At 46.5% G+C, this 11,999-nt stretch carries 14 protein-coding genes and 1 pseudogene; 6 read left to right on the top strand and 9 right to left on the bottom strand.

The window, feature by feature from the left end; translation table 11 throughout:
- Window positions 1–157 precede the first annotated feature (157 nt).
- Window positions 158–532 carry a PH domain-containing protein gene (locus IX315_RS08740; RefSeq protein WP_211638889.1) on the top strand — a complete coding sequence of 125 codons (375 nt, stop codon included), beginning with the start codon at window positions 158–160 and terminating at the stop codon, window positions 530–532.
- Window positions 533–612: 80 nt separating this feature from the next.
- On the opposite strand, the gene folE is transcribed toward IX315_RS08740, so the two are convergent.
- Both folE and IX315_RS08730 read right to left on the bottom strand, forming a co-directional pair.
- Window positions 613–1,221: a GTP cyclohydrolase I FolE gene (gene folE / locus IX315_RS08735; RefSeq protein WP_018359062.1), complete on the bottom strand. Its 609-nt coding sequence runs from the start codon at window positions 1,219–1,221 to the stop codon at window positions 613–615.
- A 6-nt stretch (window positions 1,222–1,227) separates the two neighbouring features.
- Window positions 1,228–1,722 (bottom strand): SPOR domain-containing protein, encoded by a 495-nt coding sequence (locus IX315_RS08730; RefSeq protein WP_018359061.1) that lies wholly within the window; start codon window positions 1,720–1,722, stop codon window positions 1,228–1,230.
- Window positions 1,723–1,805: 83 nt separating this feature from the next.
- Here IX315_RS08730 and prmA point away from each other — a divergent pair, with 83 nt between their 5' ends.
- Together prmA and IX315_RS08720 are read left to right on the top strand one after the other, a co-directional pair.
- Complete coding sequence (gene prmA, locus IX315_RS08725; RefSeq protein WP_018359060.1) at window positions 1,806–2,657, top strand: 50S ribosomal protein L11 methyltransferase; 852 nt, start codon at window positions 1,806–1,808, stop codon at window positions 2,655–2,657.
- 176 nt (window positions 2,658–2,833) lie between these two features.
- Window positions 2,834–3,277, top strand: a complete 444-nt coding sequence (locus IX315_RS08720; protein WP_018359059.1) for a copper resistance protein NlpE — start codon at window positions 2,834–2,836, stop codon at window positions 3,275–3,277.
- A 165-nt stretch (window positions 3,278–3,442) separates the two neighbouring features.
- Here the strand turns inward: IX315_RS08720 and IX315_RS08715 are convergent, their stop codons facing one another.
- Genes IX315_RS08715 through IX315_RS08695 form a run of 5 tightly spaced genes read right to left on the bottom strand, consistent with a single transcriptional unit; the run spans window position 3,443 to window position 8,797 of the window.
- Window positions 3,443–3,670 (bottom strand): hypothetical protein, encoded by a 228-nt coding sequence (locus IX315_RS08715; RefSeq protein ID WP_018359058.1) that lies wholly within the window; start codon window positions 3,668–3,670, stop codon window positions 3,443–3,445.
- A 57-nt stretch (window positions 3,671–3,727) separates the two neighbouring features.
- On the bottom strand, window positions 3,728–4,243 hold the full coding sequence (gene purE / locus IX315_RS08710) for a 5-(carboxyamino)imidazole ribonucleotide mutase (RefSeq protein WP_018359057.1): 516 nt from the start codon (window positions 4,241–4,243) through the stop codon (window positions 3,728–3,730).
- 9 nt (window positions 4,244–4,252) lie between these two features.
- Window positions 4,253–4,636 carry a glycine cleavage system protein GcvH gene (gene gcvH / locus IX315_RS08705; RefSeq protein WP_211641028.1) on the bottom strand — a complete coding sequence of 128 codons (384 nt, stop codon included), beginning with the start codon at window positions 4,634–4,636 and terminating at the stop codon, window positions 4,253–4,255.
- 53 nt (window positions 4,637–4,689) lie between these two features.
- Complete coding sequence (gene rpoN, locus IX315_RS08700; protein WP_134849905.1) at window positions 4,690–6,144, bottom strand: RNA polymerase factor sigma-54; 1,455 nt, start codon at window positions 6,142–6,144, stop codon at window positions 4,690–4,692.
- Window positions 6,145–6,160: 16 nt separating this feature from the next.
- A complete protein-coding gene (locus IX315_RS08695) occupies window positions 6,161–8,797 on the bottom strand; it encodes a transglutaminase domain-containing protein (RefSeq protein ID WP_244973135.1) in 2,637 nt (878 codons plus the stop codon).
- A gap of 229 nt (window positions 8,798–9,026) precedes the next feature.
- Between IX315_RS08695 and IX315_RS08690 the strand changes: the two genes are divergently transcribed.
- The gene (locus tag IX315_RS08690; protein WP_018359053.1) at window positions 9,027–9,554 is read left to right on the top strand and encodes an RNA polymerase sigma factor; all 528 of its coding nucleotides are present in this window, start codon (window positions 9,027–9,029) and stop codon (window positions 9,552–9,554) included.
- A 472-nt stretch (window positions 9,555–10,026) separates the two neighbouring features.
- On the opposite strand, the gene smpB is transcribed toward IX315_RS08690, so the two are convergent.
- Window positions 10,027–10,509 (bottom strand): SsrA-binding protein SmpB, encoded by a 483-nt coding sequence (smpB, locus tag IX315_RS08685; RefSeq protein WP_018359052.1) that lies wholly within the window; start codon window positions 10,507–10,509, stop codon window positions 10,027–10,029.
- A gap of 68 nt (window positions 10,510–10,577) precedes the next feature.
- On the opposite strand from smpB, the pseudogene IX315_RS08680 reads away from it, so the two are divergent.
- Together IX315_RS08680 and IX315_RS08675 are read left to right on the top strand one after the other, a co-directional pair.
- Window positions 10,578–10,829: pseudogene (locus tag IX315_RS08680) on the top strand (Arm DNA-binding domain-containing protein); the annotation flags it as partial.
- Window positions 10,771–11,175 carry a plasmid mobilization protein gene (locus IX315_RS08675; protein WP_134849906.1) on the top strand — a complete coding sequence of 135 codons (405 nt, stop codon included), beginning with the start codon at window positions 10,771–10,773 and terminating at the stop codon, window positions 11,173–11,175. The pseudogene IX315_RS08680 and the gene IX315_RS08675, both read left to right, overlap by 59 nt.
- Here IX315_RS08675 and IX315_RS08670 read toward each other — a convergent pair.
- Entirely contained in the window at window positions 11,165–11,971 is an 807-nt protein-coding gene (locus tag IX315_RS08670; RefSeq protein WP_134849907.1) for a tyrosine-type recombinase/integrase, read from the bottom strand. The genes IX315_RS08675 and IX315_RS08670 overlap by 11 nt on opposite strands.
- Window positions 11,972–11,999: the final 28 nt, after the last annotated feature.

The following is an 11,999-nucleotide window of genomic DNA, read 5'->3' as shown; positions in this document are numbered from 1 at the left end:
CTTTTTGTATACTTTACTGGTTATTGACCACAGTCATTCTCAGATTTCACTGAAGAATGCTTCATCTTCTTTCCACTTTACTTATGGTTAAATTACAGTCGTTATTAAGTAAATCGCTATATTTGTACCCTATTCTATAACTTTATATGCTTTTACTATGAGTCTACTTAATATGATTTTGGGAAATGTTTCGGAGGTTGATGCCGAGTCTTTAGAGCGCGACTTTGGTCCATTGCTTTGTGAAGGAGAGAGGATTGAACGTGCTTACAAGTTGGTTCGAGACAAATGGGTATTTACTAATAAGCGACTGATTCTGCAGAATGTACAAGGTGTCACTGGGAAGAAGGTAGAGTACCATACAATTCCCTATCGCTCTATTGTACATTATTCTATAGAGAATGCGGGTACTTTTGATATGGATGCTGAGCTGAAGCTATGGGTGCGAGGATTTGATGCTCCGATTGTCCAGAACTTTAGTAAGAATTCGAATCTTAGGGAGTTGCAACAGGTGCTTGCTAACTACGTGCTTTAGTGATTATTTTTTAGCGCTAGTATAATAAAGGGATGTCCAACTTAGGTTGGACATCCCTTTATTATACTATTCTGTATCCTTTACTTGATGAGAGACATAAATTCTTCACGAGTCTTAATATTGTCGAAGACCCCAGTGAAGTCCGATGTTGTAGTGGTTGAGCCTTCTTTCTGTACACCACGCATCTGCATGCACATGTGTTGAGCTTCTATTACGACCATCACGCCTAGTGGTTTCAGGGTATCTTGGATACACTCTTTGATCTGAGTGGTTAGGCGCTCTTGTACTTGTAAGCGGCGGGAGAGTATATTCACCACGCGTGGGAGCTTGCTCAGACCAGTAATGTATTTATTGGGGATATACGCAATGTGTACTTTGCCAAAGAAGGGGAGCATATGGTGCTCACACATTGAGTAAAAACCGATGTCCTTGACAATCACCATCTGTTTGTAATCTTCACGGAACTTAGCCGACTCTAGTACAGCTGCGGGGTCTTGGCTATATCCTTGGGTAAGGAAACGTAGGGCTCTTGCCACACGTTCGGGCGTCTTGAGTAGTCCTTCACGCTCTGGATCCTCTCCGATAAGCTGTATAATCTCCTTATTGTGTGCAGCGAGCTCCGCAATAAGTGCGTTCTCTTCTGCCTCGTCAATATGTTCAGTAAAATATGGGTTGTTGTGGTGTGACATAGTCCGTTATTGCTTTGGAACCTTAATCTGTGAACGTACAATGTACATTTCTCTCGAGAATGCAGGGAATGCTTTTCTGAGTTCTTGGAGTGTTTGTTGCGCTTCTTCTCTCTCTATGAAGTTGCCTACCCTAAGGCGCCAAAATGGCGCATCGTACTCTACTACGGGCATTAGCTCTGGGTATAGGGCATTGATTTGCTTTTCTCTTGCCGAGGCTATCCCTCTACTATTTGCGAGATTCCCGCTATATGCTTGGATCTTATACCCACGCAGGATGGCATAGCCACCGATCACCCGTGCGTTGTCCAGGGGATTGGCTTTCTTGCCGATTAGTTCTTGAATCGCTGGAGACTGTGTAATTAAAATCACCCCAGTGCCAGGCTTATCCTGCTGGAGCACATCCAAAATACTCGGCTTTGTGTCCTGTGCCAAAACGGTTGTAGAACTAAGCATAAGCATGCCCAGTCCAACCCAGCTAAATATCTTGTTCAATGCTTTCATAATGCAAAGATAACAAATAAGTTGTTTGATTAGTCAGTTTTGAGTAGCTTTGAGATATTATACAGATAATTAGACTTTATGATATGAAGTATTTGAAGATTTCTATGCCACGTCCTGCCGAGGATTGGTTACAGGATATATTGGTTCAGAGGCTCGGAGATATAGGGTTCGACTCATTTAGCGAGGAGGACGGTCAATTGCTCTGCTATGTGCCTAAGGATAGTTATGATGAACAGGCATTGGTGACCGTACTCGAGGAAGAAGAGTTTTCTGAGCTAGATCACGCTTTCACTGTGACTGTGGAAGAAGATCGCAATTGGAACGAAGAGTGGGAGAGGCACTACTTTGAGCCTGTTGAGATCATCGAGGGAGAGCTAGCGGTGAGAGCTTCCTTCCATAAGCCTGTGGAAGGTGTTAGGCACGAGATAATTATTGACCCTAAGATGGCGTTTGGTACCGGTAACCATGCTACAACCCAAGCGATGCTAACGCTCTTAGGGCAGATTAATCTTGAGGGTGCTACTGTAATCGACATGGGTTGCGGTAGTGGGATCTTGGGTATCTACGCTATGATGCGAGGTTCTTCTAAGTGTGTGAGTATCGATATCGATGAGTGGAGCGTGGCTAATACCAAAGAGAATGCCAAGGTTAACGGGGTGGAGCTCACTGTAATTCAGGGTGATGCTTCAGCCCTCAAAAAGATTCCAAGATCGGATATCTTCCTCGCTAATATTAATAGGAATATCATCCTCAACGACCTTGATCAGTACGTGACCCGTATGCACCCTTATGGCGTTATGCTTTTGAGTGGCTTCCTTGCGGATGACTTACCTCAGATTATGGATGCTGTCACGAAGTACAACCTTAGCGTACTTGGTCATCTAGAGATGCCTGGTGGTTGGGTAGCTGTGCGTGTAGTGAATCAGAATGCATAATATACAATACTCGTGTAAATATCTTTAATTCCTTCTGCGGATTACCCCATTGGTAGCGTAATATATGTGAATTTATGGGGTAGCGGAAGCAGAAAATATGATGAGTTTTGTTTGTTTGAAGAAAAACTCGTAGTTTTGTGGCGATTTAATCATTACATATTTTATATTTATCGAAAATGAAGAAGATTAGTTTACTACTAGTAGCGTGCGCTACACTCCTTTTCGCTTCATGCGAGAGCAAGGAGTCTAATAATTCTGAGGAGCAAGCAGCTGTTGAGACTGAGACTACCGAGGTAGTTGCTGAGACTCCTAGCTACGTTGGCTCATACGAGGGTACTCTTCCATGTGCAGACTGCAGTGGTATCTTGACTAAGCTCACTGTACGTGAGGATACTACTTACGACCTTTCTACTGAGTACCTTGGTAAGAAGGATGATAAGTTTGAGGAGAGTGGTGTTTACGAGCTCAATGGCGATCTTATCGTACTTATCACTCCATCATCTGGCGAGAAGACTTACTACAAGATTCTTGAGAACTCAGTTGCTCTAGTTGATTCTACAGGTGTTCTTAACACTGGTGAGCTAGCCGACAAGTATATCCTTACTAAGATTGCTCAGTAAGTAGCGACTTTTAGATGTAAAAGGAGGGCGTACCATGACTATTGGTACGCTCTCTTTCTTTTGGTCTTATAGAGAGCGTTGCTATGCTTACTCTATAGCTGTAGGATAAAAAAAGGCTACACCACTAAGAAGTGATGTAGCCTAATCTTGCTTAATAGAATTAGCTTACTTTGCCTCATCTGCTACCTCCTGAACTGCCTCAGTAGCCTCAGTAGCCAAGCTGTCAACAGTCTCAACAGCAGCATCAGCAGCCTGCTCTACAGTAGCCTCAGCCTCGTTAGCTACATTCTCGATAGCCTCAGTAGCGTTTTGCTCCTCGTTAGACTTAGTCTCACATGAAGTGAAAGCTAGGGCAGCAACAAGCGCGATAGATGCAATAAAAAACTTCTTCATACTTCTAAAATCAATAAATGTTGTGATAAATTAATCGCTTTTGTCCTTGCGAATATATTAGTTCGTCTTATACTTTAGCCCTTCCAGCACCTTAAGCTCCTTATTGGCTTTGACAATCTTATCTTTGAGCCCCTCCTTGTAGTTCGCATACTTTTGCGCCAGCGTCGCATCCGAGAGTGCCAACATCTGCACCGCAAGTAGTGCTGCATTAAGAGAAGCATTGATACCCACCGTTGCCACAGGCACACCAGGAGGCATCTGCACTATTGCTAGAAGGGCATCCATACCCTCCAAGCTCGCTTTCATAGGCACACCAATCACAGGGAGAGTGGTAGTCGCTGCTATCACACCACAAAGGTGGGCTGCCATCCCTGCTGCTGCAATAATCACCTTTATCCCTCTGCCCTCAGCTTGTGAAGCAAAAGCTTCCACTTCATTAGGCGTTCTGTGTGCCGATAGAGCATGTACCTCATAGGGTACCTCCATTTGCTCTAGTAGGTCTATAGCCTTCTGCATTACTGGGAGGTCGCTAGTACTTCCCATGATAATGCTAACCAGCGGTTGAAGAGACATTGATATAGATTACTTCTGGATGAGTGTCTGATACTCAGCTGCGCTTAGGAATTCTCCTAAATCATTAGCATCAGCTACAGTCACCTTTGCAATCCAGCCCTTGCCATAAGGGTCGCTATTCACTAGCTCAGGGGCATCTGCAAGCTCCTCATTTACCTCATCAACAGTAAGGGTAACAGGAGTCAATAGGTCAGAAACCGTCTTCACTGCCTCGATAGAGCCAAAAGCCTCACCGGCCTTGATCTCCTCACCGATATTGTCCTCTACATCTACATATACAATCTCACCTAGCTCGCTCTGAGCAAACTCAGTGATACCTACAGTTGCCTTATCTCCTTCAAATAGGAACCACTCGTGATCCCTAGTGTACTTTAAATTCTCTGGAAAAGTCATAATCCGTATATTTTAGTGTTTGTTATTTATACTTTCTCAAATTCGCCACAAATCTACCAATCTTTTCTTAATCGTGCAATAGGGATACCCATGCTATCCCTATATTTAGCAATCGTACGCCTCGCAACATCAAATCCATGAGATTTTAACTGGTGTTTGAGGGTTTCGTCCGATAGCGGCGCTTGCTTATCTTCCTCCTCTATCAGCCGTTTCAGGAGCTCTTTTACCGATCGTGTCGTCACCTCCTCGCCGTCATCACGCGTGATACCTTCCGAGAAGAGCTGTTTGATAGGAAAAATACCGAAGTCCGTTTGCACATACTTTGTGCTTGTTACCCTTGAGATCGTACTTACATCATAGCCGACCCTATCGGCGATATCTTGCAGAATCATAGGCCGGAGTAGCGAGATATCACCAGAGAGGAAATAATCGCGCTGCAACTCTACAATCGCCATCATCGTGGTAATCATTGTATTATTGCGCTGCTTAATCATCTCCACAAAGCCTCGGGCATCCGATAGCTTTTGCTTCACAAATTGGTTTACCTCTCGTTCCTGAGCCGACTTTGTCCCTTCCCCATCCGTGTACTCCTTCAGTTGCTCTTCGAACTCTCGGCTCACGCGCACCTCAGGGATGTCACCATTATTGAGCGTAACCATCAGTTCGCCATCCCGTTCTGTTACCTCAAAGTCGGGGATAACCGTCATCAGGCTATCCTGTAGTTTACTCGAAAAGTCTAGTCCTGGGCTAGGGTTGAGGTTCGTGATAATCTGGATGGCTCTCATGAGTAGATCTTCCTCTACTCCTAACTTCTCTGCCAACTTCTGGAGCTGTTTTTTCGATAGTTCCTCGAAGTGCTTCTCTATCAGTTGCTTGGCGAGCACCACCTCGGGTGTAGGCTTGCGCCGTTTCAGCTGGAGTAGGAGGCATTCATTCAGCGACCTTGCTCCTACGCCAGCAGGCTCCAGCCCTTGAATAATATCCAAGAGGTACTCCAGCTGTTCCACAGGCGCATCTACCCCTTGGTAGATAGCGAGGTCGTCTGAAATACCTTGGAGTGAACGCCTCAGGTAACCATCCTCATCCAGGCTACCAACTAAGAATGAGGCAATCCCTTGTTCCTCACTATTGAGAGGCGTGAGGGGAAGTTGCCCATTCAGCATCTCTTGGAGGCTCTGCTCCTCCGCAAAAGGAATCTCCGAAGCCGACTTCTGACCCTCGTAATAGCGCCTTAGTGTGGTCTCTGGCACATCGTCTATGTCGGCATAGTCACCTATGGACAGCTCCTCGGCAGAGAGCCCATCCCCCATGTCTATCTCCTCACCCTCGGTCATAGGCTCCTCCGAAGAACCTTCCTCGAGCGCAGGGTTTTCTATCAGCTCCTGCTTCACCTTCTCGGCTAGCTCCGCATGCGGAAGCATCACCATATTCATCACTTGGATTTGCCAAGTAGAGAGATTCTGTGATAGCTTTTGCTTTAGTTGGCTACTACCTCCTTTGTCCGACATACACAATATATATGAGTTAGATTTCTGCCACCACTTGGGCGAGACGTTCTCCGATACCTATCGTATAACCCTGCGACATAAATACCACCCTATTAAAGGTATCTGCGATGACCACCAAAGGTTTATCGATGCGACTACCCAGTTCATTGCCAGTCATGATCGTCTGCTCAATGCCCTGTGTATCCTTGCCCCATGTAGCTTGTGGTAGCAGTGCCTGCAGCTCTGGAGTAGGAGCGTTCGCTAGTACAATCGTTGGGAGGGGCAGTTTGCCCTCCTTATTCACAAGTGCCTGCATATCCCTCAGGATATGGTCTGTAGGCTCATGATGTGCCCGTCCGATAACCAGTACATAGTAGCCTCTGCCCGTGGTGCTAATGATGGACTTCTCCGCCTGTGTCGCTAAGTCGTAGTAGAGCGCTTCGGCATTGAGGTTGCCAATCACGCTCACTGCCATCTCGTCGCGGTCAAATATCAGTGGACTTATCTCGCCACAAGTCTGTTTGCGGAATCCCAACAACACTGTACCATCTGCCAGACGGGTACCCGTGATGATATAATTCTTATCGTAGAGAAGTGAAGCCCCCGACACCTCGTTGTATGGTGTCTGCCAGTCGAACCCGTAAGTGGTCAGCTGTCCATCGTTATCTACGTAGCCCACCGAGAAGTTGGTCTCATACTTAGGGGTCTTCAGGTAGCCCTCACTCTTGTAGCTGAGCCTTAGCGCACAGTCTGCACTTACTACCTCCTTCTCATTCTTTTGTAGGAAAGGCAAAATCTGTGTCTTGCCCTGCTCGTCCTTATATACAATTACACCATTAGCGGTATCATACTTAGCCGAAATCCCAGCCGTGCGTAGTAGTCGTACCACCAGTACTGTAAGGCTTCGGGTATCGCCCATCTTGTAGGTCCAGACCGATGCTGGGCTCATCACGATACGATTAGGATTGTATAGCTCATCTATCTTGAAGCCCTCTACAGTCGTAGCAATAGCCTTTGCTCGCTCAGCTATGGAGCGCTGCTCCCACTGTATGGTATCGGCTAGCTCCTTAACCGCTGCAGATAGCTGATCCTTCACAGGGTAGAGGTGTTCGAGCATTACTCTTGGGCAAATCAGGTCTGCATCTTTCCACTGCTCGGGAGAGAGGTTGCGCTCTAAGGCATCATTGAGTACCTGAATATCCACATCGTGAAGATCCTTCTCCATCAGTGAAGCAAGTAAAAGCACCGCCTCAGTTGCCTTGTCGTGGTTGGCGGCAGCACGGAGGAAGTCGGTAATCTCTTTGTGGTACCCACGGGTATTAGGGTACAAAGTGATCAGTTTATTCCGAGCATCCCCCGAGAGCTTCAGTTCATCGGCAAGTGCCTTAGCGCTCTCCTCTGTAGGAAAAGTCTCGGTGTAGGCATTACGAATAGCGTTGTTCTCTGTCATTCGGGCATTGTTGGCAGCCTCCATCTCCTCCGTTATTCCCTTGTCTGGAATCCGCTCCACAGGAGGTGTAATGCGTAGGTGCTGTTCGGCAGGGATATTTTCCCATGTGTCTAAGGTAAGCTCAATCGTGCCACCTCCTTCTTTATTGGATAGCAAGCCCATCGCCATCTCCTCGGGGTTGCGACTTGCTACTACCACTATATCGCCATAGCCGAGTTTTACCGAAGCCTCGCCCAGTCTGTTGGTTGTCCTCGTTACCGCAGGATACAGGTCAGAGTAGTTGTAGATTCTAAACGTCACCTTCACCCCCTCAGCTGGTTTGCCATCCTTACCCATCACCTTTACCATTGCAGGTGCGGTAGGGATATAGTTCTCCGACACATTCAGCTCCGTCATACACTTGTCCTCACCGAGCCATTCTTCCTCGCCACTATACGGACCGAAAGCCCTCGTGTGTAGGAGCATCGCTCTCATTACAGGCGCATCGAACCACGCATTGTCCAGAACTGGGGCTGGTTCGCTGGCTCCCATATAGTGCCATGTACCATCGACCCAAGCCTCTACCCAAGCATGGTTGTCGTCCGTATGTGCCCACCTAGGGGTGTATACCTGCCTTGCAGGGATGCCCACGGTGCGGAGAACTGCAGCGAAGAAGGTACTTTGCTCACCACATCTGCCCAGCGCATTTCTCAGCGTGGCAAGAGGAGATGAGGTGCGCCCATCGCTAGGCGCATAGGTGATATGCTGGTGGGTCCAGTGGTTCAGCTCTAGCACCGCTTGCTCCATGGTCATATCCTTCACGAGGTCGCGAAGCTCTTCGTAGTACGCCACTCGGAAGTTGTCCAGGATTTCGTTGTTGATTCTCAGGGGGAGCACAAAGGCACGCCACTGCTCTAGTGGTACCTCCTTGCCCCATGGCAATTCCTCCCTTGCCTTGAGCGCTATACGGATATTCTCTAGGTGAAACTCCGGTGTCTGGTCTATGATATCGGGCGCATAAGAATAGGCATAAATCCACTTCATCGCTGCCAGCTCGTTGTCGCTCAGATTATCGCCAAAGACAGGGGCTGGGATTCCGAGATAATCCACTTTCTCTTGCAGAGCTTTCTCTGCACTCCTTACCACATCACTCGGAAATAGCACCTCTTTCTGTTCCCCCTTGCTACTGCAGGCGGCGACAAGTAGTGCTACCATTACTCCTAAAATACCTATTATCCTTTTCATACCAATACCTACTGTATATTATATAACTGTCCAAATTTACCCATTTTTTGGATAATGGGAGGGTGAAGGCTTTTCAATCCTATGAGAGCCGACTCTATCCCATTGTTTCTCACATTAATAGATTCTCTCTATATGGCTATAGGGCATCTCTATTGATATATTGTGGGGTGTCGGAATTCTTTGTATATTTGAGCTGGTTTTGAGATATGTATGACTGGAGATTAATATAATGACTATGGATAGAAGCTACAATATAGGGAGTGAATTCGAGAAGGAGCTAGTAGGACTACAGTCCAATATGTACAGTTTCGCGCTTTCACTGACTGCTGACCACACCAATGCTGAAGACCTTATGCAGGAGACCTCTCTCCGTGTCCTCAATAATAAGGAAAAGTATCGGCCCAATACCAACTTCAAAGGATGGGTATTTACCGTGATGCGCAATCTATTCATCAATAACTATCACCGTGGTGTACGTACTCAGAACATTATCGATGACTCTGCCGACTTGAGCTACCTCGGTGCTCAGCAAGATACCGAAGGGCTAGGGACGCCCGACCATGAGCTGAGCCTCAAGGAAATCAATAAGGCTATCGAGTCGCTCGAGGATACCTATCAGATACCATTCTCTATGTACCTCGCTGGTTTTAAGTATAAGGAGATTGCCGAGCAGTTGGACTTGCCTATCGGTACCGTCAAGAGTCGCATCTTCTTTGCACGTAAGCAGCTACAGGAACAGCTTCGCGACTTCCAATGATGCGGAAAGAACGTTAGGGAGTGAGGTTTTGTCGTGTTTTTTGCCATGATGAGTAGGTAAATTGTACCTCGACCACAATATTATCGTTCACTCGAGCCTAAAAAGTGGTCATATTGAATATTATTGGTACATTTGTGCCGAAAAGGGAAATGGACGGGGAGGACTAGTATGCGGTTTGGTCATAGTAATGATATACGGACGGTGGTATTGTGCCAACAATACGACTTAGTCTGAACGGTAGTAAGGGTAGGCAAGAGCCCTTGCTCGGGTGTAGCTTTGGCTATGCTCGTTATTTGGGATTTTAAATGATGATTGCAGTCACCTCGACGTCTAGAAGACGTCGGGGTGATTATTTTTTGCCCTCTTTCCAACCGTTCTTGGCGCTCACGGATTTGTCGATATACGAAAACTCCTCCACTGAGTATCCTTGAGTACTCGGTGGAGGAGTTCGTGGTATAAGCAGCTAGGGCTACTAGTAGTCTCTCCGTCGTGCCTGATCTAGCTCCCGTTTTAGGTCACGCTCCTTCATATCGTGTCGCTTATCGTATTGCTTCTTCCCTCGAGCGATGCCTATCTCTAGCTTGGCAAGCCCGTTTGCATTGATATAGAGCTTCAAAGGTACAATAGTGAGCCCCGTATTCTTAACCGCTTCGGCAAGCTCTCGGATTTCCTTGCGATTGAGGAGCAACTTGCGGTCGCGGCGTGCCACGTGGTTATTGTAGCTCCCATAGAAGTACTCAGCAATATAGACATTCTTCGCCCACACCTCTCTATTGTGCACAATACAAAAGGTGTCAACAAGCGAAGCCTTTCCTAAGCGCAACGACTTAATCTCGGTGCCTACCAGCACTATCCCAGCTGTGTAGGTATCGAGTATCTCATAGTCGTGAGTCGCGCGTCGGTTCTTAATCAGCACCTTGCCACCGATCTTTGCCTTATCTTTTTTCTTTGCCATAACTACCTACAAAGATACTATTTTCCCCGAATAGATGATTTCTAGAGGGCGATAATTTGAGCCACATCATGGCACGAAGTACATTCAAGACACTCTTTTATGTCAATCGCTCCAAAGAGAAAAAGAACGGCAAATGCCCGATTATGGGGCGTATCACCATAGACGGTGAGCAGGTGCAATACAGTACGGGAAAGGAAACCGCTCCCGAACTTTGGGACAGTCGTACGGGACGGTGCAAAGGAATAGGCGAAGAAACAAAAGATGCCAGACGGCAGATGCGCCACCTGTCCAAGATGGGACAGATGGCATATCAGGATATCTAATTCCGAAGACCAGCAGAAACTTATCAGGCTATACCGCAAGTCGGGAGCCAAGACAAAAAGCGACTATGTCCGAGCAAGGCTTTTGGGAGATTCTTTTAAGGTTGTCGTAGAAAACCCCTCGGCAGCCCCTTACTTAGAGAGGCTCACGAAAATCGTTGCCTTGACGAATAAGATAGGTGTACTTTACAATGAAATCGTGAAAATCCTCAACGCTTACCATTCTGTCACCACTGCTCAACGAATGCTCGGCAAACTCGAAACCTATTCCCAAACTCTCATCAGGCTGCAACATCAAGCGATTATTCTAACGATTAGAGTTCAAGCAAAGAAGGCTACCAAGTAATTACCTTGTCTACAATAGCCTGCTGTTCACTGGCAGTGCGACGCAAATAAATACGAGTGGTTTCAATGCTTTCGTGTCCCATGAGGTCTGCCAACAGTGCTATATCATTGAAAGCCTCCAAAAAATTCTTGGCGTACCTGTGGCGGAAGGAATGAGGGTGCATTACCTTGGGATTGATACCCCATCGATGGGCGAAGCATTGCAATTTGTGCCTAATAGCTCGTGGAGTAATCTGCTTACCGTGTTTGTCTAAAAATAAATACCCCAACTCTATATTGGATCGCTCCAACCATGTTTTAGTCTCTATGCAGAGGTCTTGAGGAATGAAAATTCGACGAACCTTTCCTCCCTTGGTGTACAGGTCAAAGTAACCAGATCTCACATGCTCAACCTTGAATTGCACAAGTTCACTCACTCTAGCTCCCGTAGCTCCTAAGAAACGAACAAGGAAATACCACACTTCCTCCTTCTCTTCTGCTTTGAGTTTTGCCTTGAGGTACTGGTAGTCCGCATTGCTAATCACATTTTCGAGATAAGTCCTCTGTTGTATTTTAAGAGACTTGAGGCGAAGACGAGGTTTCCCGATAAACTCCAAGTACTTGTTGATCGCCTGAATGCGTAGATTTACGGTCTTTGGCTTAAATCGCTCTATTTGCTCCGCTTTGTAAAGCAAAAGGTTTTCCCGATTGAAGCAAGGATACTTCCGTCCAAAGTCTTCCACGGCATATAGGTAAGCTGTAATTGTATTGTCCGATAGTTCTTCTTTCTTGAGTTGTTGTCTGAATGATTTTACCATATTACTATTACTTGATTTTGTATTTAAG

It is taken from the genome of Porphyromonas levii (assembly GCF_018206105.1).
GTDB classification, from domain to species: Bacteria; Bacteroidota; Bacteroidia; order Bacteroidales; family Porphyromonadaceae; genus Porphyromonas_A; species Porphyromonas_A levii.
The sequence above is the reverse complement of the archived record's forward strand: the minus strand, read 5'-3'. Positions and strand labels throughout refer to the sequence as shown.

Excerpts from the sequence above, each read along its gene's own strand:
- prmA (WP_018359060.1), top strand. The coding sequence starts at position 1,806 with ATGAAGTATTTGAAGATTTCTATGCCACGTCCTGCCGAGGATTGGTTA.
- IX315_RS08670 (WP_134849907.1), bottom strand. The coding sequence starts at position 11,971 with ATGGTAAAATCATTCAGACAACAACTCAAGAAAGAAGAACTATCGGAC.
- IX315_RS08715 (WP_018359058.1), bottom strand. The coding sequence starts at position 3,670 with ATGAAGAAGTTTTTTATTGCATCTATCGCGCTTGTTGCTGCCCTAGCT.
- rpoN (WP_134849905.1), bottom strand. The coding sequence starts at position 6,144 with ATGTCGGACAAAGGAGGTAGTAGCCAACTAAAGCAAAAGCTATCACAG.
- purE (WP_018359057.1), bottom strand. The coding sequence starts at position 4,243 with ATGTCTCTTCAACCGCTGGTTAGCATTATCATGGGAAGTACTAGCGAC.
- IX315_RS08740 (WP_211638889.1), top strand. The coding sequence starts at position 158 with ATGAGTCTACTTAATATGATTTTGGGAAATGTTTCGGAGGTTGATGCC.
- smpB (WP_018359052.1), bottom strand. The coding sequence starts at position 10,509 with ATGGCAAAGAAAAAAGATAAGGCAAAGATCGGTGGCAAGGTGCTGATT.
- folE (WP_018359062.1), bottom strand. The coding sequence starts at position 1,221 with ATGTCACACCACAACAACCCATATTTTACTGAACATATTGACGAGGCA.
- IX315_RS08690 (WP_018359053.1), top strand. The coding sequence starts at position 9,027 with ATGACTATGGATAGAAGCTACAATATAGGGAGTGAATTCGAGAAGGAG.
- gcvH (WP_211641028.1), bottom strand. The coding sequence starts at position 4,636 with ATGACTTTTCCAGAGAATTTAAAGTACACTAGGGATCACGAGTGGTTC.
- IX315_RS08720 (WP_018359059.1), top strand. The coding sequence starts at position 2,834 with ATGAAGAAGATTAGTTTACTACTAGTAGCGTGCGCTACACTCCTTTTC.
- IX315_RS08730 (WP_018359061.1), bottom strand. The coding sequence starts at position 1,722 with ATGAAAGCATTGAACAAGATATTTAGCTGGGTTGGACTGGGCATGCTT.
- IX315_RS08675 (WP_134849906.1), top strand. The coding sequence starts at position 10,771 with ATGCCAGACGGCAGATGCGCCACCTGTCCAAGATGGGACAGATGGCAT.
- IX315_RS08695 (WP_244973135.1), bottom strand. The coding sequence starts at position 8,797 with ATGAAAAGGATAATAGGTATTTTAGGAGTAATGGTAGCACTACTTGTC.